Annotated in this window: 19 protein-coding genes; 15 read left to right on the top strand and 4 right to left on the bottom strand. The window is 72.9% G+C overall.

From position 1 onward, the window contains the following. Positions 1-4 precede the first annotated feature (4 nt). The 3 genes from ACFZCF_RS03650 (at position 5) to ACFZCF_RS03640 (ending at position 3,137) form a co-directional block, all read left to right on the top strand. Positions 5-1,270, top strand: a complete 1,266-nt coding sequence (locus ACFZCF_RS03650; protein WP_391284368.1) for an MFS transporter — start codon at positions 5-7, stop codon at positions 1,268-1,270. Positions 1,271-1,296: 26 nt separating this feature from the next. Further along, complete coding sequence (locus tag ACFZCF_RS03645) at positions 1,297-2,133, top strand: arylamine N-acetyltransferase (RefSeq protein ID WP_391284366.1); 837 nt, start codon at positions 1,297-1,299, stop codon at positions 2,131-2,133. 104 nt (positions 2,134-2,237) lie between these two features. Beyond that, positions 2,238-3,137 carry a YceI family protein gene (locus tag ACFZCF_RS03640; protein WP_391284364.1) on the top strand — a complete coding sequence of 300 codons (900 nt, stop codon included), beginning with the start codon at positions 2,238-2,240 and terminating at the stop codon, positions 3,135-3,137. A 21-nt stretch (positions 3,138-3,158) separates the two neighbouring features. Here ACFZCF_RS03640 and ACFZCF_RS03635 read toward each other — a convergent pair whose 3' ends face one another. Further along, positions 3,159-3,401 carry a hypothetical protein gene (locus tag ACFZCF_RS03635; protein ID WP_362175435.1) on the bottom strand — a complete coding sequence of 81 codons (243 nt, stop codon included), beginning with the start codon at positions 3,399-3,401 and terminating at the stop codon, positions 3,159-3,161. Between the two features lie 77 nt (positions 3,402-3,478). Between ACFZCF_RS03635 and holA the strand changes: the two genes are divergently transcribed. Next, complete coding sequence (holA, locus tag ACFZCF_RS03630; RefSeq protein WP_388440798.1) at positions 3,479-4,468, top strand: DNA polymerase III subunit delta; 990 nt, start codon at positions 3,479-3,481, stop codon at positions 4,466-4,468. 707 nt (positions 4,469-5,175) lie between these two features. Here holA and rpsT read toward each other — a convergent pair. Further along, positions 5,176-5,442 (bottom strand): 30S ribosomal protein S20, encoded by a 267-nt coding sequence (gene rpsT, locus ACFZCF_RS03625; RefSeq protein ID WP_043221497.1) that lies wholly within the window; start codon positions 5,440-5,442, stop codon positions 5,176-5,178. A gap of 207 nt (positions 5,443-5,649) precedes the next feature. Between rpsT and lepA the strand changes: the two genes are divergently transcribed. The 3 genes from lepA to hemW all read left to right on the top strand — a co-directional run bounded on the left by lepA (position 5,650) and on the right by hemW (position 10,927). Then, a complete protein-coding gene (gene lepA / locus ACFZCF_RS03620; protein WP_388440795.1) occupies positions 5,650-7,518 on the top strand; it encodes a translation elongation factor 4 in 1,869 nt (622 codons plus the stop codon). Between the two features lie 238 nt (positions 7,519-7,756). Beyond that, a complete protein-coding gene (locus tag ACFZCF_RS03615) occupies positions 7,757-9,634 on the top strand; it encodes an AMP-dependent synthetase/ligase (RefSeq protein ID WP_388440792.1) in 1,878 nt (625 codons plus the stop codon). A gap of 51 nt (positions 9,635-9,685) precedes the next feature. Further along, a complete protein-coding gene (gene hemW / locus ACFZCF_RS03610) occupies positions 9,686-10,927 on the top strand; it encodes a radical SAM family heme chaperone HemW (protein ID WP_388440788.1) in 1,242 nt (413 codons plus the stop codon). Positions 10,928-11,049: 122 nt separating this feature from the next. Here the strand turns inward: hemW and ACFZCF_RS03605 are convergent, their stop codons facing one another. Together ACFZCF_RS03605 and ACFZCF_RS03600 are read right to left on the bottom strand one after the other, a co-directional pair. Next, a complete protein-coding gene (locus ACFZCF_RS03605) occupies positions 11,050-11,853 on the bottom strand; it encodes a DUF3097 domain-containing protein (protein ID WP_388440785.1) in 804 nt (267 codons plus the stop codon). Between the two features lie 93 nt (positions 11,854-11,946). Beyond that, positions 11,947-12,684, bottom strand: coding sequence for an MBL fold metallo-hydrolase (locus ACFZCF_RS03600; protein ID WP_388440778.1), 738 nt, complete (start codon positions 12,682-12,684; stop codon positions 11,947-11,949). 138 nt (positions 12,685-12,822) lie between these two features. On the opposite strand from ACFZCF_RS03600, the gene hrcA reads away from it, so the two are divergent. From hrcA to ACFZCF_RS03560, 8 genes are all read left to right on the top strand, one after another. Beyond that, complete coding sequence (hrcA, locus tag ACFZCF_RS03595; RefSeq protein ID WP_388440775.1) at positions 12,823-13,842, top strand: heat-inducible transcriptional repressor HrcA; 1,020 nt, start codon at positions 12,823-12,825, stop codon at positions 13,840-13,842. After that, positions 13,843-14,982: a molecular chaperone DnaJ gene (gene dnaJ, locus ACFZCF_RS03590; protein WP_388440772.1), complete on the top strand. Its 1,140-nt coding sequence runs from the start codon at positions 13,843-13,845 to the stop codon at positions 14,980-14,982. 91 nt (positions 14,983-15,073) lie between these two features. After that, entirely contained in the window at positions 15,074-16,162 is a 1,089-nt protein-coding gene (locus tag ACFZCF_RS03585; protein WP_388440769.1) for a nitronate monooxygenase, read from the top strand. Then, positions 16,159-16,902 (top strand): 16S rRNA (uracil(1498)-N(3))-methyltransferase, encoded by a 744-nt coding sequence (locus tag ACFZCF_RS03580; protein WP_391284355.1) that lies wholly within the window; start codon positions 16,159-16,161, stop codon positions 16,900-16,902. Before ACFZCF_RS03585 ends, ACFZCF_RS03580 begins: the two co-directional genes overlap by 4 nt. A 117-nt stretch (positions 16,903-17,019) precedes the next feature. After that, positions 17,020-18,339: an AAA family ATPase gene (locus tag ACFZCF_RS03575; protein ID WP_388440763.1), complete on the top strand. Its 1,320-nt coding sequence runs from the start codon at positions 17,020-17,022 to the stop codon at positions 18,337-18,339. Beyond that, positions 18,336-19,463 carry a tetratricopeptide repeat protein gene (locus ACFZCF_RS03570; protein ID WP_388440760.1) on the top strand — a complete coding sequence of 376 codons (1,128 nt, stop codon included), beginning with the start codon at positions 18,336-18,338 and terminating at the stop codon, positions 19,461-19,463. Before ACFZCF_RS03575 ends, ACFZCF_RS03570 begins: the two co-directional genes overlap by 4 nt. A gap of 59 nt (positions 19,464-19,522) precedes the next feature. Continuing rightward, complete coding sequence (locus ACFZCF_RS03565; RefSeq protein WP_388441791.1) at positions 19,523-19,882, top strand: histidine triad nucleotide-binding protein; 360 nt, start codon at positions 19,523-19,525, stop codon at positions 19,880-19,882. Between the two features lie 9 nt (positions 19,883-19,891). Then, positions 19,892-20,794 (top strand): ribonuclease Z, encoded by a 903-nt coding sequence (locus ACFZCF_RS03560; protein ID WP_391284352.1) that lies wholly within the window; start codon positions 19,892-19,894, stop codon positions 20,792-20,794. The last annotated feature ends 3 nt before the right edge of the window (positions 20,795-20,797 follow it).

Genomic DNA, 20,797 nt, shown 5'->3' with positions numbered 1-20,797 from the left:
GAGAATGGGCCTCACCGCACGGGTTCCGGCGCTGCTGCGCGAGCGCACCTTCCGCCGCTACTGGACGGGGCAGACCGTCTCGCTCGTCGGGGACCAGATCTCCCTGATGGCGCTGCCGCTCGCCGCCGTGCTCGTGCTCGGGGCCGACGCGGCCCAGATGGGCTGGCTCAAGACCCTCGAACTCCTTCCGGCGCTGCTGCTCAACCTGCCCTTCGGCGCCTGGGCCGACCGGCGGGCCCACCGCCGCCGGATCATGATCGCCACGGACCTGGGGCGGGCCGCGCTGCTGCTCACCCTGCCCGTCGCCTACGCCCTCGACCTGCTGACCCTCGGCCAGCTCTACCTCGTCGCCTTCGGGGTGGGCGCGCTGTCGGTGCTCTTCGAGGTCTGCAACTCCACGCTGTTCGCGTCGCTCGTCCCGGCCGAGCGGTATGTGCAGGCCAACTCACTCGTGAACGGCAGCCGTTCGATGGCCTGGCTGGCGGGACCCAGCATCGGTGGCGTCCTCGTCCAGGTGCTCACCGCGCCCCTGGCACTGCTCGCGGACGCCCTCACCTATCTCGTGTCGGCGGGATACCTGGCGAAGATACGGCCGGCCGAGCCCGCCCCGGCGCCCGTGGCCAAGGGGCACTTCACGGAGGGGATGCGCTGGGTGCTGCGGGAGCCGTCGATGCGGGCGCTCTTCGCCGCCTCCGGCACCGTCCAGTTCTTCAACTACATGTTCCACACCCTGTTCGTGCTCTACGTGACCCAGGACCTCGGGCTCGGGGCGGGCCTGCTCGGCCTGGTGCTCGGCACCGGAGCGGTCGGCGGTCTGCTCGGGGCGCTGTGGAGCGGGGCGGTCGTCCGCCGGCTCGGCATCGGCGGCTCCCTCGTCGCCGGCTTCGTCGGCTTCACCCTGCCGCTGGTCCTCATACCCGCGGCGGACGGACCGCTGCCGCTCGTCGTGGGCGTGCTGTTCGCCGCCGAGTTCCTGTCCTGCGTCGGCGTGATGATCGTCGACGTGGCCGCCGGCTCCTTCCAGATGGCGCTCATCCCCGCGACCATGCGCGCCAGGGTCATGGGAGCCTTCCGCACCCTCAACCACGGCTTCCGCCCCCTCGGGGCTCTCGCCGGAGGCGTGCTGGGCACCGTGATCGGCCTCCGGCCCACTCTCTGGATCGCCACGGTGGGCGGCGTCTTCGCGGTCCTGTGGCTGCTGCCCTCGCCCCTGGCGCGCATGCGTGAACTGCCGACCCAGGAGCGGGAATCGGCCGTCGCCACCCCGTGACGCCGGCGGACCGGCAGACTGCCCCCATGACTGATCATGAAAAGCCCGAGGGCCTGCCGAACACGGCCGTGGAGCGCTACCTGGAACGCATCGGGGCCGCCCGGCCGGAGCGGGCGGACGCCGGGGCGCTGCGGGAGCTGCACCTGAGGCACCTGCTGACCGTGCCCTTCGAGAACCTCTCGATCCATCTCGGGCAGGACATCGTCCTCGACGAGAAGGCGCTCGTCGACAAGGTGGTCGAGGCTCGGCGGGGCGGGTTCTGTTACGAGCTCAACACCGCGTTCGCCGCGCTGCTCCGGGCACTCGGCTACCGGACCGAGCTGCTCCAGGCGCGGGTCCTCGGCCCGGACGGGCGGGTGGGGATCCCGTACGACCACATGGCGCTGCTCGTGGAGGACGCGGACGGAGGACGCTGGCTGGCCGACGTGGGCTTCGGGGACCACAGCCACCTTCCGCTCGCCTTCGACGAGCGCGGGGAGCAGACCGACCCCTCGGGCGTCTTCGTGATCGAGGACGTGCCGGGCACGGACGGGGACCTGGACGTGGTGCGGGACGGAAAGCCGCAGTACCGGCTGGAGGCGCGGCCGAGGGTGCTCGCGGACTTCGAGGCCGGCGCCTGGTACCACCGGACCTCGCCCGAGTCGCACTTCACGCGCGGGACGATCTGCTCGCTGCTCACCGAGGACGGCCGGGTCAGCATCGGCGGCCGGAAGCTGTACCGGACCGTGGCGGGGGAGCGTACGGAACGGGAGCTCGGGACGGACGAAGAGCTGCGGGAGGCGTACCGGGAGCTGTTCGGGATCGCGCTCGACGCGCTGCCGGCCGGGCCCGCGCCGCGGGAGGAAGGCACGCGGAACCCGTAATTCGGACTCGGCGGTCACAAGGTCGCGTTTGCCTCGAACGCCCCATGGGTGATCGAATGCGAACTCGTTGCATGGTGAACGAGTCGCACGGGGGTGCGTGAAGAATGTTCGGTGGCCTCTTCGGCAAGCGGGGGAGCGGTGGCGGCGTCCGGGGCGGGGCGCTCGCCGGATACGCCGTACCGGCCTCGGCGGGAGTGCTGAGCTGCCGGGTCCTCGACCCCGTGCACGAGCCGCTGCGGCAGGCCGAGTTCGCGCTCACGGACACGGCCGGCCGGAAGGTGCTGGGCGGGGAGACCGACCCGTACGGCACCCTCCTCGCCACCGTGCCGGCCGGCGAGTACCGGCTCGCCGTCACCTCCGACGGCTATACGCCGCACCACGCCACCGCCGTGATCGACCAGGGCGTCCACGCGGACCTCGGGGACGTCCTGCTCCAGGTCGCCCCGCAGCCGCCGCTGCCCGAGCCCGGCGACTGGGAGATCGACCCCGCGCATTCCCAGATCGGGTTCACCGCCCGGCACATCGGCCTCGCGCGGATCCACGGGCGGTTCAACGGCTTCGCCGGAGCGATACGGATCGCCGAGCGCATGGAGCAGTCGGCGATGCACGTCGTCATCGACGCGGCCTCGATCGACACGGGGGTGCAGATGCGCGACGACCACCTGCGCTCCGGTGACTTCCTCGACGTGGGCGTCCACCCGACCATCGAGTTCTTCAGCGAACGCTTCACCCACCGCGGCGGCACCCGCTGGAACGTCACGGGCGCGCTCAGCCTCCACGGCGTGAACCGCACCGTCACGCTGGACACCCAGTACCTCGGCCTCGGCAGCGGCCTGGAGGGCGAGACCCGGGGCGCCTGCCGGGCCACCACCGAACTCCACCGCGAGGACTTCACCCTCACCTGGCAGACGCTGCTCGCCCGCGGGATCGCGGCGGTCGGATCCAGCATCGCGATCGACCTCGACGTGCAGATCGTGCCGAAGACGGCGGGCCGCCCGCGCTAGACGGGCGCACGGCCGGGCCGGTCAGGGGGCCTCCAGCCAGCCCTCGTACTCGGCGGCCAGGCCGTCCAGGGCCGTGGGGTCGAGGCGACCGTCCGGGTCCTCGACGACCACCAGCCACTGCGCGTCCTCGGCGTCGTCCTCGCCGGCCAGCGCGTCGCGGACCAGCTGCGGCTCCTCGGTCACCCCGAAGCGGGCGGACAGCTCCTCGGTGAGCTCCTCGGCGGCGTCGCGGTCGGGGAGCACCAGTACGTGTCGTTCACTCACCCGGCCATTCTCGCGCGGGGCGCCGCCGGAGCGGTGGCGGGGTTCGCTGTCGGTGGCCCGTGGGATGCTGGATCGCGATGGCCACCAGAAAGACTTCCAGCGACGACCTCCTCGGCCCCGTCACGCTCGCCGTGGGCCAGGAGGACCTGCTCCTCGACCGTGCCGTCCGGGAGGTGGTGGCGGCCGCGCGGGCCGCCGACGCCGACACCGACGTACGGGACCTCACCCCCGACCAGCTCCAGCCGGGGTCCCTCGCCGAGCTCACCAGCCCCTCGCTCTTCGCCGAGCGGAAGGTGCTGGTCGTGCGGAACGCGCAGGACCTCTCGGCGGAGAGCGTCAAGGACGTGAAGGGGTACCTCGACGCGCCCGTCGAGGACATCACGCTCGTCCTGCTGCACGCCGGCGGGGCGAAGGGCAAGGGACTCCTCGACGCGGCGCGCAAGGCGGGGGCGCGGGAGGTGGCCTGCCCCAAGACCACGAAGCCGGCGGAGCGGCTGACCTTCGTACGGCAGGAGTTCCGGGCGCTCGGGCGGTCCGCCACGCCCGAGGCGTGCCAGGCGCTCGTCGACTCCATCGGCAGCGACCTGCGGGAGCTGGCCTCCGCGGTCGCGCAGCTGACGGCGGACGTCGACGGCACGATCGACGAGGCCGTCGTCGGGCGGTACTACACCGGGAGGGCCGAGGCCTCGTCCTTCAACGTCGCCGACCGGGCCGTGGAGGGGCGGGCGGCGGAGGCGCTGGAGGCGTTGCGCTGGTCGCTGTCAACCGGGGTCGCGCCCGTGCTCATCACGAGCGCGCTCGCGCAGGGGGTGCGGGCCATCGGCAAGCTCTCCTCCGCGCGGGGCGGGCGGCCCGCCGATCTCGCGCGCGAGCTGGGCATGCCGCCGTGGAAGATCGACCGGGTGCGGCAGCAGATGCGGGGCTGGACCCCGGACGGCGTCGCGATGGCCCTGCGGGCGATCGCGGAGGCGGACGCGGGGGTGAAGGGCGGCGGGGACGACCCCGAGTACGCGCTGGAGAAGGCGGTCGTCGCGGTCGCCCGAGCCGCCAGAGCCCGCCGCGCCTGACGGCGTCCTCCGCGGCCACGCGATACGGGCCTCGGCGCGGCCTGCCGCGCGGCGGCCAGACCCGTCCGGGCCCCGTCGGGAGCCGCGCGCTGCCGCGTGAGGCCGCCGGCCCTGCTGGGCCGGGCCGCGGCCGCGGTGCGCGGCGGGCCGACGGGCCCGGCACGCCGAGGCGTCCCCGTCCGTGCCCCGCGTCGCGGCGTGCCGCCTCGGGGCCCATCCGCCCCGGCGCCCCCCAGGCAGCGCCCGAGCCAGAAGGTCGCCCACCCCTCCCCGGCACCCGTCAGCGCCGGAGCCAGAAGGCCGCCTCCGCTGCACCCCCGACAGCACCCAGGCCAAGGACACCCGCCACACCCTTGCCCCCCTCGGGCAACGCCCACCACCAAAAGCCCGCCCACCCCACCCCCTGCCCCCGCGGCGCCCATCCAGAAGGCCCGGCCACCCCGCCCCTGCGCCCCCTCGCAGCGCCCCAGCTAGAAGGCCCCACCACCCCACTCCCCCGCCCCGGCCCCCAGCCGCCCCCGCTCAAGCCGAAAGGCCCCGCATCCTCCTGGGGAAGGAGGGGGCGGGGCCTTTCGGGTGGTGCTTGAGGTGTCCCGTACACGCGTGGCGAACGCGTCTCGCGTACGGGGCGGGTGGCCGGGCGGGAGCGGTAGAGAGGGTCCGCTGGGTCCCGGCGGCCGGTGGAGCCTGGATCAGGAGATCCGGTCTCAGCCCTGGAGGGAGGCGACCTTGACAGCCAGCGCCGACTTCTTGTTGGCGGCGGCGTTCTTGTGGATGACACCCTTCGAGACAGCCTTGTCGAGCTGACGCGAGGCGGCACGGGCGGCCACAGTGGCCTTCTCGAGGTCGCCGGCGGCGACAGCCTCACGGGCCTTGCGGATCGCGGTCTTGAGCGACGACTTGACGGCCTTGTTGCGCAGGCGCGCCTTCTCGTTGGTCTTGTTCCGCTTGATCTGGGACTTGATGTTCGCCACTGAAAGAGCCTTTACAGGTTCGATGTTTCTTCAGGATGTGCCACGCAGCTGAGAGGGCACACGAGACACAGCTGTCCACGGTATCAGGCGCGCTCCGGGCGGCCCAAACGAGGCCGCACGGCGCCCGAACCGGACGCTCGGGCGTGGGCATGGGACGATGGGGGCTACGTACCCGTTCCGAACACCGCCCCGAGACGAGAACCCTGCGTGCCCGCGACTCCTACCAACGTGCCCGAGCCGAGCCGTACCGACCCGGCTCTGATCCGCAACTTCTGCATCATCGCGCACATCGACCACGGCAAGTCCACGCTCGCCGACCGGATGCTCCAGCTGACCGGTGTGGTCGACCAGCGGCAGATGCGCGCCCAGTACCTCGACCGGATGGACATCGAGCGTGAGCGCGGCATCACGATCAAGTCCCAGGCGGTCCGGCTGCCCTGGGCCCCGAGCGAGGGGCCGGAGCAGGGGCGGACGCACATCCTCAACATGATCGACACCCCCGGGCACGTGGACTTCACCTATGAGGTGTCGCGATCGCTGGCCGCCTGTGAGGGCACGATCCTGCTGGTCGACGCGGCGCAGGGCATCGAGGCGCAGACCCTCGCCAACCTTTACCTGGCGATGGAGAACGACCTCACCATCGTCCCGGTCCTCAACAAGATCGACCTGCCGGCCGCCCAGCCGGAGAAGTTCGCCGACGAGCTGGCCAACCTCATCGGCTGCCAGCCGGAGGACGTCCTCAAGGTCTCCGCCAAGACCGGCATGGGCGTCGAGGCGCTGCTCGACCGGGTCGTCCGGGACATCCCGGCGCCGGTCGGCGTCGCCGACGCGCCCGCCCGCGCGATGATCTTCGACTCCGTGTACGACTCGTACCGGGGCGTCGTCACCTACGTCCGTGTCATCGACGGACAGCTCAACAAGCGCGAGCGCATCAGGATGATGTCGACCGGCGCGACCCACGAGCTGCTGGAGATCGGCGTCTCCTCCCCGGAGATGACGCCGTCCGACGGTCTGGGCGTCGGTGAGGTGGGCTACCTCATCACCGGTGTGAAGGACGTCCGCCAGTCCAAGGTCGGTGACACGATCACCTCCCTGCACCACGGCGCCACCGAGGCCCTCGGCGGCTACAAGGACCCGAAGCCGATGGTCTTCTCGGGTCTCTACCCGCTGGACGGCTCGGAGTACCCGGATCTCCGCGAGGCGCTCGACAAGCTCCAGCTGAACGACGCCGCGCTGGTCTACGAGCCGGAGACCTCCGCCGCGCTCGGCTTCGGCTTCCGCGTCGGCTTCCTCGGCCTCCTCCACCTCGACGTGATCCGCGAGCGGCTGGAGCGCGAGTTCGGGCTCGACCTGATCGCCACCGCGCCGAACGTGGTCTACCGCGTGGTGATGGAGGACGGCAGCGAGCACACCGTCACCAACCCGAGCGAGTTCCCCGAGGGCAAGATCAGCGACGTGTACGAGCCCGTCGTACGCGCCACGATCCTCGCCCCCAGCGAGTTCATCGGCGCGATCATGGAGCTCTGCCAGACCCGCCGCGGCACGCTGATCGGGATGGACTACCTCTCCGAGGACCGGGTGGAGATCCGCTACACCCTGCCCCTCGCCGAGATCGTCTTCGACTTCTTCGACCAGCTGAAGTCCAAGACCCGCGGTTACGCCTCCCTCGACTACGAGCCCACCGGCGAGCAGGCCTCCAGCCTGGTCAAGGTCGACATCCTGCTGCACGGCGACAAGGTCGACGCCTTCTCCGCCGTCACCCACAAGGACGCCGCGTACGCGTACGGCGTGCGGCTCGTCGCCAAGCTGCGCGAGCTGATCCCGCGGCAGGCGTTCGAGGTGCCGATCCAGGCCGCCATCGGCTCCCGGGTCATCGCCCGCGAGACCATCCGCGCCATCCGCAAGGACGTCCTCGCCAAGTGCTACGGCGGTGACATCTCCCGTAAGCGGAAGCTGCTGGAGAAGCAGAAGGAAGGCAAGAAGCGCATGAAGATGGTCGGCTCGGTGGAGGTGCCCCAGGAGGCCTTCATCGCCGTCCTGTCGAGCGACGAGTCCGGCGGCAAGTCGAAGAAGTGACGGGAAGGAGTGGCAGGAATCGGCCACCTCTTCGTCACGAACGGGTCCGCGTGCCTCCGGCGCGCGGGCCCGTTCGTTATCCACCGTTATCCACAGGCTCTTACGCACCGGACGTCGGCGCTCTAATCTGAAGCCCCCCACAGGTTACTCGTGAGTTAGTTACGCGGCCGTGGCCGCACATCCGCAGTTGTATGACCACCGCACCGCCAACAGGCATCGCCGCCGCCCGGAGGACGACGTGAGCGACAACCAGATCCAGATCGACGACCGGCCGCCCTCCGTCGCGGCTCTCTTCCTCGAACGGGTCGAGCGCACACCCGACGCGGAGGCCTACCGCTACCCGGTGCCCGCCGCCTCCGGCACCGGACCGGACGACTGGAAGTCGCTCAGCTGGGGCGAGGCCGCCCGGCGGGTCTTCGCCATCGCCGCCGGCCTGGTCGACCTCGGCGTCCGGCCCGAGGAGCGGGTCGCCCTCGCCTCCGCCACCCGCGTCGAGTGGATCCTCGCCGACCTGGGCGTGATGTGTGCCGGCGCGGCCACCACCACGGTCTACCCGCAGACCAACGCCGACGAGTCCGCCTTCATCCTCTCGGACTCCGAGTCCAAGGTGCTCATCGCGGAGGACGCCGCCCAGCTGGCCAAGGCCGTCGAGCGCCGCGCCGAGCTGCCCGGCCTCCACCACGTCGTGGTCATCGACCCCGAGGGCGCCGACACCTCCGCGGAGTGGGTCCTCACCCTCGCCGAGCTGGAGGCGCGCGGAGCCGCGTACCTGGAGAAGCACCCCGAGGCGGTCAAGGAGCGGGTCTCCGCGATCACCCGCGAGCAGCTCGCCACCCTCATCTACACCTCCGGCACCACCGGCCGCCCCAAGGGCGTCCGTCTCCCGCACGACAACTGGTCGTACATGGCGAAGGCGATCGCCGCCACCGGCCTCGTCACCCGGAGCGACGTCCAGTACCTGTGGCTGCCGCTGGCCCACGTCTTCGGCAAGGTCCTCACCTCCGGCCAGATCGAGGTCGGCCACGTCACCGCCGTCGACGGCCGCGTCGACAAGATCATCGAGAACCTGCCGGTGGTCCGGCCGACCTACATGGCGGCCGTCCCCCGCATCTTCGAGAAGGTCTACAACGGCGTCGCCGCCAAGGCCCGGGCCGGCGGCGGAGCCAAGTACAAGATCTTCCAGTGGGCCGCGGGCGTCGGCCGCGAGTACGCCAAGGTCACCCAGGACAACTTCCGCCGCACCGGTACCGCCTCCGCGCCCTTCGGCCTCACCGCCAAGCACAAGGTCGCCGACACCCTCGTCTTCGCCAAGATCCGCGAGGCCTTCGGCGGCCGGCTGCGCGCCTGCATCTCCGGCTCCGCCGCCCTCGCCCCCGAGATCGGCTACTTCTTCGCCGGCGCCGGCGTCCACATCCTGGAGGGATACGGCCTGACGGAGTCCTCGGCCGCCTCCTTCGTCAACCCCGGCGAGGCCTACCGCACCGGCACCGTCGGCAAGCCGCTCCCCGGCACCGAGGTCCGCATCGCCGACGACGGCGAGATCCTGCTCCGCGGCCCCGGCATCATGGAGGGCTACCACGGCCTCCCCGAGAAGACCGCCGAGGTCCTGGAGGCCGACGGCTGGTTCCACACCGGCGACATCGGCGAGCTCTCCGCCGACGGCTACCTGCGGATCACCGACCGCAAGAAGGACCTCATCAAGACCTCCGGCGGCAAGTACATCGCCCCGGCCGAGGTCGAGGGCCAGTTCAAGGCCGTGTGTCCCTTCGTCTCCAACATCCTCGTCCACGGCGCGGACCGGAACTACTGCACCGCCCTCATCGCCCTCGACGAGCCCACCCTCCTCGGCTGGGCCGCCGAGCACGGCCTGGGCGGCCGGTCGTACGCCGAGGTCGTCGCCGCCCCGGAGACCGTCAAGCTGATCCAGGGCTACGTCGACCGCCTCAACGAGGGCCTCCAGCGCTGGCAGACGATCAAGAAGTTCCGCCTCCTGCCCCGCGACCTGGACATCGAGCACGGCGAACTCACCCCGTCCCTGAAGCTCAAGCGCCCGGTCGTCGAGCGCGAGTACAAGAACCTGATCGACGACATGTACACGGGCTCGCGCGAGGCCTGACCGGCGCGGGCCGCCGCCGTCCGGGGCGGTACGGGCGGGCGGTACGGGACAATGGGTCCCATGCCTTCCGTACTGCCCGATGGTGAGCCCATGCCCGAGGACGGGGCGCTGCCCCCGCACGCCCTGGAGGGCGCGGGGGAGCGACCGCTCGGGTTCTATCTGCACGTGCCGTACTGCGCCACCCGGTGCGGCTACTGCGACTTCAACACGTACACCGCGAGCGAGCTGCGCGGTGCCGGCGGGGTGCTCGCCTCGCGGGACAACTACGCGGGGCAGGTCGTCGAGGAGATCCGGCTCGCCCGCAAGGTCCTCGGGGACGACCCGAGGCCGGTGCGGACGGTCTTCGTCGGCGGCGGCACGCCCACCCTGCTCGCCGCCGGCGACCTCGTACGGATGCTGGGGGCGATCCGGGACGAGTTCGGGCTCGCGGACGACGCCGAGGTGACGACCGAGGCGAATCCGGAGTCCGTGAACCCGGAGTACCTCGCCGAGCTGCGCGCCGGGGGGTTCAACCGGATCTCCTTCGGCATGCAGAGCGCGCGCCCGCACGTGCTGAGGATCCTCGACCGGACCCATACGCCCGGGCGGCCCGAGGAGTGCGTCGCGGAGGCCCGGGCGGCCGGCTTCGAGCACGTCAACCTCGACCTGATCTACGGCACGCCGGGGGAGACCGACGACGACTGGCGGGCCTCGCTCGACGCGGCCATCGGGGCCGGCCCCGACCACGTGAGCGCGTACGCCCTCATCGTCGAGGAGGGGACGCAGCTGGCGCGCCGGATCCGGCGCGGCGAGGTGCCCATGACCGATGACGACGTGCACGCGGACCGGTACCTGATCGCCGACGAGGCCTTCGAGGCGGCCGGGTACTCCTGGTACGAGGTGTCCAACTGGGCGACCTCGGAGGCCGGGCGCTGCCTGCACAACGAGCTGTACTGGCGCGGCGCGGACTGGTGGGGGGCCGGGCCCGGCGCCCACTCGCACGTGGGCGGGGTGCGCTGGTGGAACGTCAAGCACCCCGGCGCGTACGCGGCGGCGCTCGGGGCCGGGAAGTCGCCCGGCGCCGGGCGGGAGGTGCTCGCGGAGGAGGACCGGCGGGTCGAGCGGATCCTGCTGGAGCTGCGGCTCCGGGAGGGGATCGAGCTGTCGGTGCTCAAGCCCGCCGGGCGGGCGGCCGCCGAGCGGGCGCTCGCCGACGGCCTCCTGGAGACCGGCTCCTACGCCGCCGGGCGGGCCGTGCTCACGCTGCGGGGGCGTCTGCTGGCCGACGCGGTGGTGCGGGACCTGGTGGACTAGGGCGGGTCTTTCGGATCATGCCGGGCTCGCGACGCCCGGCACGCACGCCGATCCGGCCCGGTCCGAGGAAACGCCCCGGTGCGCCGTTCCGCTCCCGGGGGACGTACGCCCGTGAGGGGGAGCTACCCCGTCACGAAGTCGATCAGCTCCTCCACGCGGCCCAGGAGGGCCGGCTCCAGGTCCTTGTAGGAGCCGACCCGCTTCAGGATGGCCTGCCAGACGGCGCCCGTGTTGTCCGACGGCCAGCCCAGGGCCCGGCAGGTGCCCGTCTTCCAGTCCTGGCCCCGGGGGACGTCCGGCCAGGCCGGGATGCCGAGCACCGACGGCTTCACCGCCTGCCAGATGTCGATGTAGGGGTGGCCGACCACCAGGACGTGCTCCGAGGCGACCTCGGCGGCGACGCGGGACTCCTTGGAGCCGGGGACCAGGTGGTCGACGAGGACGCCCAGGCGGGCGTCGGGGCCCGGGGCGAAGTCGGCGACGATGGCCGGCAGGTGGTCGACGCCTTCGAGGTACTCCACGACCACGCCCTCGACGCGGAGGTCGTCGCCCCAGACCCGCTCGACCAGCTCGGCGTCGTGGCGGCCCTCGACGTAGATGCGGCTCGCGCGGGCGACCCGGGCCCGGGCGCCGGGGACGGCGATCGAGCCGGAGGCCGTACGGGCCGGGCGGGACGGGCCGGGCGAGGCGGGGCGCACCAGGGTCACCACGCGGCCGTCCAGGAGGAAGCCGCGCGGGTCCAGCGGGAAGACCCGGTGCTTGCCGAAGCGGTCCTCCAGCGTCACCGTGCCCGCCTCGCAGCGGATCACCGCCCCGCAGAAGCCCGTGGAGACCTCCTCGACCACCAGGTCGGGGTCGGCCGGGACCTCGGGGACGGGGGCCTGCTTCTTCCAGGAGGGGGTGAGGTCGGGGTCGTAGTGGCGCAAGGGGTCCGGTCCTCCGGGTGCGCTGGGCGGGTTTCGGCCAGGGCGCGGCGGTCGGGGTGTCGGGCCCCGGGCGCGGCCGCGCGTCTCGTGACGCTACGACACCCCGAAGCGGCGTGCCAGTTCATCGCGCTGGCGTCGGACGAAGGCCGCGTCCACCACGGCGCCGTGGCCGGGGACGTACAGGGCGTCCTCGCCGCCCAGGGCGAGGAGGCGGTCGAGGGCGTCCGGCCAGTGGGCGCCGGCCGCGTCGGGGCCCGCCTGGGGTTCGCCGGACTCCTCGACGAGGTCGCCGCAGAAGACGGTCTCGCGCTCGCCGGGGACGAAGACGGCGAGATCGTGGCCGGAATGGGCCGGACCCAGGTTGGCCAGGAGGACCTGCCGGCCGCCGAGGTCGAGGGTCCATTCGCCGGTGACCGTGTGCCGGGGGGCCACCAGGGCCTCCGCCGCCTCCGCCGCGGCCCGCTCGTCGGCGCCCTGGCGCACCGCGTCCTCGTACAGCTCCTCGCGGGTGCGGGCGGAGGCGAGGAGCTCGTCCGTGCCGACCGCGCCGAAGACCTCCGCGCCGGCGAAGGCGGCGGTGCCCAGGACGTGGTCGAAGTGGGGGTGGCCGAGTGCGATGTGCGTCACGCGCCGGCCGCCGGTGATCGCCTCCGCCTGGGCCCGGATCGCGGCGCCCTCGGCGAGGGTGGAGCCCGTGTCGTAGAGCAGGACGGCCTTGTCCCCCACGACGAGTCCGGTGGTCGCGTCCCAGCCGGGGAGCCGTCGGCGGCCCACTCCGGCCGCGAGCCGTTCCCACCCCTGCGCCGCCCAGACCGCTTCGTCGATGTCCATGCCTCCGACGCTAGCGGGTCCGCCTCCTTGCCAGGAGCGACGGCCCCGGTCGTACACTGGCCGGGGGTTTCCTGGCACTCGGGCAGGGCGAGTGCCAAAAGCGGAGCAACCGGAACGGCCGGAACGGGAGGTGTGCGCGTGCTCAGCGAACGCAGACTCGAGGTACTGCGCGCCATCGTCCAGGACTATGTCGGGACGGAGGAGCCGGTCGGCTCCAAGGCGCTCACCGAGCGCCACAAGCTGGGCGTGTCGCCCGCCACCGTGCGCAACGACATGGCGGTGCTGGAGGAGGAGGGGTACATCGCCCAGCCTCACACCAGCGCCGGACGGATCCCCACGGACAAGGGCTACCGCCTCTTCGTGGACCGACTGGCGGGCGTCAAGCCGCTGTCGACCCCCGAGCGGCGCGCCATCCACAACTTCCTCGACGGCGCCGTGGACCTCGACGACGTCGTGGGCCGCACGGTGCGGCTGCTCGCGCAGCTGACCCGGCAGGTCGCCGTCGTGCAGTACCCGTCGCTGACCCGTTCCTCGATCCGTCACGTCGAGCTGCTGTCGCTGGCCCCGGCCCGGCTGATGCTCGTCCTGATCACGGACACCGGGCGGGTCGAACAGCGGGTCATCGACTGCCCGGCGCCCTTCGGCGAAACCTCCCTCGCCGATCTGCGGGCCCGGCTCAACAGCCGGGTCGGCGGCCGTCGCTTCGCCGACGTGCCGCAGCTGGTGCAGGACCTCCCCGATTCCTTCGAGGAGGCCGAGGAGCGCGCCACGGTCTCGACCGTGCTGGCGACGCTCCTGGAGACGCTCGTGGAGGAGCACGAGGAGCGGCTGATGATCGGCGGCACCGCCAATCTCACCCGCTTCGGACACGACTTCCCGCTGACGATCAGGCCCGTCCTGGAGGCCCTCGAGGAGCAGGTCGTGCTCCTCAAGCTGCTCGGCGAGGTCAAGGAATCGGGCATGACCGTACGCATCGGCCATGAGAACGCCTACGAGGGGTTGAACTCCACGTCGGTCGTCTCCGTCGGCTACGGTTCGGGCGGCGAGGCAGTCGCCAAACTCGGCGTGGTCGGACCGACCCGCATGGACTACCCCGGAACGATGGGAGCGGTACGCGCAGTGGCACGTTACGTCGGACAGATCCTGGCGGAGTCGTAAGTGGCCACGGACTACTACGCCACACTCGGTGTGCGCCGCGACGCTTCCCAGGACGAGATCAAGAAGGCCTTCCGCCGCCTCGCCCGCGAGCTTCACCCGGACGTCAACCCGGACCCGAAGACGCAGGAGCGGTTCAAGGAGATCAACGCCGCCTACGAGGTCCTCTCGGACCCGCAGAAGAAGCAGGTCTACGACCTGGGCGGCGACCCGCTCTCCTCGTCCGGAGGCATGGGCGGCGGGGGCGGCTTCGGAGCGGGCGGCTTCGGCAACTTCTCCGACATCATGGACGCCTTCTTCGGCACGGCCGGGCAGCGGGGGCCGCGCTCGCGGACCCGCCGCGGCCAGGACGCCATGATCCGTCTGGAGATCGACCTCGACGAGGCGGCCTTCGGCACCACCAAGGACCTCCAGGTCGACACAGCCGTCGTCTGCGGCACCTGTTCGGGTGAGGGCGCCGCCCCCGGCACCTCGGCGCAGACCTGCGACATGTGTCACGGCCGCGGCGAGGTCTCCCAGGTCACCCGGTCGTTCCTCGGCCAGGTCATGACCTCCCGGCCCTGCCCCCAGTGCCAGGGCTTCGGCACCGTCGTCCCCACCCCGTGCCCCGAGTGCGCGGGCGACGGCCGGGTGCGGTCCCGCCGCACCCTGACGGTGAAGATCCCCGCCGGTGTCGACAACGGCACCCGGATCCAGCTCGCGGGCGAGGGCGAGGTCGGCCCCGGCGGCGGCCCCGCCGGCGACCTGTACGTCGAGATCCAGGAGACCCCGCACGAGGTCTTCCAGCGGCGCGGCGACGACCTGCACTGCACGGTCACCCTCCCCATGACGGCGGCGGCGCTCGGCACCAAGGTGCAGCTGCAGACGCTCGACGGCCTGGAGGAGATCGACATCCGCCCGGGCACCCAGTCCGGGCAGTCGGTGCCGCTGCACGGCCGGGGCGTCACCCACCTGCGGGGCAACGGCCGCGGCGACCTCATCGTCCACGTCGAGGTCCAGACGCCGACCAAGCTCGACCCCGAGCAGGAGCGCCTCCTGCGCGAGCTGGCCGGGCTGCGTGGCGAGGAGCGGCCCACGGGCCAGTTCCAGCCCGGGCAGCAGGGTCTGTTCTCGCGCCTGAAGGACGCCTTCAACGGGCGCTGAGACCCGGCCGGCATGATCGGTGAGTGAGAGGGGCGGCACTCCGGGTGCCGCCCCTTTCCCGTGCCCACAACGGGCATGGCACGATGCCCATATGTCCACCACCGCACTGAACGATCTCTTCCGGTACCCGATCGTGCAGGCCCCCATGGCGGGTGGCGCTTCTTGTCCGGAGCTCGTCGGCGCCGTCGCCGAGGCCGGCGCGCTCGGCTTCCTCGCCGCCGGGTACAAGACGGCCGGCAGCCTCTACCAGGAGATCAAGCAGGTCCGCGGGCTCACCGGAAAGCCCTTCGGCGTCAACGTGTTCATGCCCCAGACCGACCCCGGCGCCGACCCGGCGGCCATCGAGGTCTACCGCCACCAGCTCGCCGGGGAGGCCGGCTGGTACCGCACCGCCCTCGGCGAGACCGACGGCGGCCGCGACGACGGGTACGAGTCCAAACTGGCGATCCTCCTGGAGGACCCGGTCCCCGTCGTCTCCTTCACCTTCGGCTGTCCGAAGCCCGAGACCTTCCAGGCCTTCGACCGCGCCGGTACGTACACGATCGTCACCGTCACCTCCGCCGAGGAGGCCCGGACCGCCCAGGCGGCCGGCGCCGACGCGCTCTGCGTCCAGGGCGTCGAGGCGGGCGGCCACCAGGGCACGTACCGCGACGACCCCGACGACGAACAACGCGGCACGGGGCTGCTCGCCCTGCTCGCCCAGGTCCGGGAGGCCACCACCCTGCCGCTGGTCGCCGCCGGCGGGCTGATGCGCGGCGCGCAGATCGCCGCCGTCCTCGCCGCCGGGGCCGGCGCCGCCCAGCTCGGCACCGCCTTCCTCGTGTGCCCCGAGTCCGGCGCCCATCCGCTCCACAAGCGGGCCCTGACCGACCCGCTCTTCCACCGCACCGCCCTCACCCGCGCCTTCTCCGGGCGGCCGGCCCGCGGGCTCGTCAACCGCTTCATGCGCGAGCACGGCCCGTACGCCCCCGCCGCCTACCCCGAGGTCCACCACCTCACCGCCCCGCTGCGGAAGGCCGCCGCCACCGCCGGGGACGCCCAGGGCATGGCCCTGTGGGCCGGGCAGGGGCACCGCCTCGCCCGCGAGCTGCCCGCCGGAGAACTCGTCCGGGTGCTCGCCGCCGAACTCGACACCGCCCTCGACACCCTCGCCGACCCGGCCCTCAGGAGTGCCTCATGACCGCCCCCGTCTTCGTCGTCGACGCCGTGCCCGGCGCCGGCACCCACGTCCTGGAGGGACCCGAGGGACGGCACGCCGTCTCCGTGAAGCGCCTCCGGGCCGGCGAGGAGCTCGTCCTCACCGACGGCCGGGGACACTGGGCCGACTGCCTGGTGCGGGACACCGAGGGCAAGGACCGGCTGACCGTCGAGGTGACGGCCGCGCACGAGGAGCCCGCGGAGGAGCCCCGGATCACCGTCGTCCAGGCCCTCCCCAAGGGCGACCGGGGCGAACTCGCCGTCGAGACCATGACCGAGACCGGCGTCGACGCGATCGTGCCGTGGGCCGCCTCCCGCTGCATCACCCAGTGGCGCGGCGACCGCGGCCTCAAGGCGCTCGCCAAGTGGCGCGCCACCGCCCGCGAGGCCGGCAAGCAGTCCCGCCGCACGCGCTTCCCCGACGTCGCCGAGCTCATGACCACCAAGCAGGTCGCCCAGCTGCTCGCCGGCGCCGACTTCGCGGCCGTGCTGCACGAGGACCGCGACCACCCCAGCGGCGCCCTCGCCACCGCCGAACTCCCCGCGAAGGGCTCGATCGTGCTCGTCGTCGGCCCCGAGGGCGGGGTCTCCCCGGAGGAGCTGGCCGCCTTCGAGGCGGCCGGAGCCCGGCCGTTCCGGCTCGGCCGGAGCGTGCTGCGGACCTCCACGGCGGGCACGGCGGCCACCGCCCTCGTCCTCGGCCGCACCGGCCGCTGGGGCTGAGACCGGCGGCGAGCCCGTCACGAAGCCGGTTGTCCACAGGGGGCGGCCGGGGGGTGGTTTTCCACAGATCGGGGACCCGCTGTCCAAGCGGCGCGGGTCTTTTCTAGGCTGAGCCGCATGGCCGACGAGTCCCCCCTGATCCGCAGTCTGCGCGCCGCGGTCGCCGCCGCCCCCGGCGACGTGCCCCTGCGCCTCCACTTCGCCGAACTCCTCCTCGCGGACGGGCGGGGCGACGAAGCCGTCACGGAGGCCGCCGTCGCCCTCCAGCACGCGCCGGGGGACGCCGCCGCCCGCGCGCTGATGGTCCGCGCGATGGGGCTGCCGCCGGCCGCGCCCGAGGCTCCCCCGGTGGCGGAGACCCCGCCCGTGGCGCCGCCCCCGCAGGTGACCGCGGTTCCGCCCGTCCCGGCGACCCCGCCCGCTCCCGCTCCCGAGGAGAAGCCCTCCTTCGACTGGGCCGCCGCCGAGGAACAGGTGTCCGACGTCGTCGGTCCGCGGTTCCTGGAGGAGCCGCAGGCCGAGGGCGACGGGCTCGCGGGGGACGCCGCCGCCTGGGACGTGGACGCGCCCGGAGCCGTCCGCCTCGCCGACGTCGGCGGCATGACCGACGTCAAGGAACGGCTCGAAGCCGCCTTCCTCGCCCCCATGCGCAACCCCGAACTCCGCCGCCTCTACGGCAAGTCGCTGCGCGGCGGACTCCTCCTGTACGGCCCTCCCGGCTGCGGCAAGACCTTCATCGCCCGGGCCGTCGCCGGAGAGCTCGGCGCCAACTTCCTCACCGTCTCGCTCTCCGACGTCCTCGACATGTGGATCGGCGCCTCCGAGAAGAACATCCACGACATCTTCGAGACCGCCCGCCGCCAGGCCCCCTGCGTCGTCTTCCTCGACGAGCTCGACGCCCTCGGCGGCAAGCGCTCCCGCACCCACAACAACGGGCTGCGCAACGTCGTCAACCAGCTCCTCACCGAGCTCGACGGCATCGCCTCCGGTTCCGGCAACGAAGGCGTCTTCGTCCTCGCCGCCACCAACGTCCCCTGGGACGTCGACATCGCCCTGCGCCGACCCGGCCGCCTCGACCGCACCCTCCTCGTGCTGCCGCCCGACGCCGCCGCCCGCGAGGCGATCCTCCGCTACCACCTGCGCGAGCGGCCCATCGAGGCCGTCGACCTCGGCAAGCTCGTCAAGGCCACCGAGGACTTCTCCGGCGCCGACCTCGCGCACGTCTGCGAGACCGCCGCCGAGGCCGCCCTCCTCGACTCCGCCCGCACCGGCTCCGTCCGCCTCATCACCACCAAGGACCTGCTCGGCGCCGCCAAGCAGATCCGGCCCTCCACCGAGCCCTGGTTCGCCGCCGCGCGGAACGTCGCCATGTTCGCCAACGAGGGCGGTCTCTACGACGACCTCCTCGCCTACCTGAAGCGGAAGCGCAAGCTGTGACCACTCCCGCCACGCCCGCCGGCCCCGCCACGCCCTCGGCGCTCGCCCGCGCCGAGGCGCTCTACGAGGCCGGCCGGTACGAGCAGGCCGGGGAGCTCGCCGCCCGGCACCTCGCCGAGGACCCCGACGACGCCGACGCGCTCACCCTGCTCGCCCGGTGCCGGCACCGGGCCGGGCACCACGCGGACGCGCTCGTCGCCGTCGAACAGGCGCTGCGCGCCGAACCCGAGCTGATCATGGCGCACCTGATGCGCACCCAGATCCTCCTGGCCCTCAAGCGGTACGGGGACGCCGAGGCCTCGGCCCACCGCACCGTCCAGCTGGCCCCGCACTTCTGGGGCAGCCACTACGCGCTCGGCACCGCGCTCGCCGAGACCGCCGAGGCCGGCCGCGGCCGCGACCGGGCCAGGACCGCCGCCGCCTACGAGGCCGCGCGGACCGCCGTCGCCCTCGGCCCCGAGGAGGACGCCGCCCACTTCCTCGTCGGCCTCACCGCCCAGCGGCGCGGCGACCACGCCACCGCCCGGACGGCGTACGAGACGACCCTGCGGCTCAACCCGCAGAGCAGCGAGGCCCACAACAACCTCTCCCTCCTCAGACTGCGCCGCCGCTGGCTGCGGCGCGGGGCCTGGACCCAGGCCGCCGAGGGCTTCGTCGCCTCCGCCGCCCTCGACCTCGGCGACACCAAGGCCCGCTACAACCTGGAGGCGATGGCCTGGGGCACGGCCGCCGGCGCCCGCTGGGTCGCCCTCCTCGGCTTCATCGCCTCCGCCGTCGGCTCCGCCCCGATCCGCACCGGCGCCACCGGCGCCGACGCCGTCGTGCCCTTCGTCATCGGCGCGGCCGTGCTCGTCGGCGCCTGGGCGGGCTGGGCCGTGTGGATGGGCCGCCGGGTGCCGCCGAGACTGCGCCGCCCGCTGCTGCTCGTCGCCCGCAACTGCCGTCCGGTCCTCGCGATGGCCGCCGCCGTCGGGCTGCTCGGGCTGTACTCGGCCGTCACCCTGGCCCTGTGGAGCTTCGACTCCGGCGTCGTCGCGGGGCTCGGCACCCCGCTCTTCTGGGCCGTGATCATCACGTACTGGGTGAGCCGCTCGGCCCTCAACCGGCGGATGCCCAAGGACTGACCCGGACCGCCGGATAGCATGCGAGGACAATGACCATCGGAGGCGAGGAGGCCCGCAGCATGGCCGGAGAGCCGCAGAGCGACTGCCTGTTCTGCAAGATCGTGGCCGGGGAGGTGCCGGCGACACTCGTCCGCGAGACCGAGACCACGCTGGCCTTCCGCGACATCAACCCGCAGGCGCCCACCCACGTGCTCGTCATCCCGCGCCTCCACTACCCGGACGCCGCCTCGCTCGCCGCCGCCGCGCCGAGCGTCGCCGCCGACGTGCTCCGCGAGGCCGGCGAGGTCGCCGAGCAGGAGAAGGTCGACGGCAGCGGCTACCGCATCACCTTCAACACCGGTGTCGGCGCCGGCCAGACCGTCTTCCACGCGCACGCCCACGTGCTGGGCGGTCGCGGCCTCAACTGGCCCCCCGGATAGGGCCGCGCCGTGTCCGTCCGCGAACTCGTCGTCCTCGGCACCGCCAGCCAAGTCCCGACCCGCCACCGCAACCACAACGGCTACCTGCTGCGCTGGGACGGTCACGGCCTCCTCTTCGACCCCGGCGAGGGCACCCAGCGGCAGATGCTGCGGGCCGGGGTCGCCGCGCACGACCTGAACCGGATCTGCGTCACGCACTTCCACGGAGACCACTCGCTGGGCCTGGCCGGGGTGATCCAGCGGATCAACCTCGACCAGGTCCCGCACCAGGTCACCGCCCACTACCCGGCGAGCGGACAGCACTTCTTCGAACGGCTCCGGTACGCCACCGCCTACCGGGAGTCCGTCGAACTGACCGAGGCACCGGTCGCCGAGGACGGCCGCGTCGCCGTCACCGAGGCCTTCACCCTGGAGGCACGCAGGCTCTCCCACCCCGTCGAGTCCCTCGGCTACCGGCTCGTCGAGCCCGACGGGCGGCGGCTGCTGCCCGAACGGCTCGCCGCGCACGGCATCAAGGGGCCGGACGTCGGGCGCATCCAGCGCGAAGGCGTCCTCGACGGCGTCACGCTGGAGGAGGTCAGCGAGGTCCGGCGCGGGCAGCGCTTCGCCTTCGTCATGGACACGAGGCTCTGCGACGGCGTCCACGCCCTCGCGGAGGGCGCCGACATGCTCGTCATCGAGTCCACCTTCCTCGACGAGGACGTCCGGCTCGCCCGGGACCACGGCCACCTCACCGCCGGGCAGGCCGCCGCCGTCGCACGGGACGCCGATGTCCGGCACCTCGTCCTCACCCACTTCTCGCAGCGCTACTCCGACCCGTCGGAGTTCGAACGGCAGGCCAGGGCCGCCGGATTCGAGGGCGAGCTCAGCATTGCCCAGGACCTCATGAGGGTCCCCGTACCGAAGAGATAGAGC

Source organism: Streptomyces sp. NPDC007945, from assembly GCF_042958885.1.
In the GTDB taxonomy this organism is placed as follows: Bacteria; Actinomycetota; Actinomycetes; order Streptomycetales; family Streptomycetaceae; genus Streptomyces.
The sequence above is the reverse complement of the archived record's forward strand: the minus strand, read 5'-3'. Positions and strand labels throughout refer to the sequence as shown.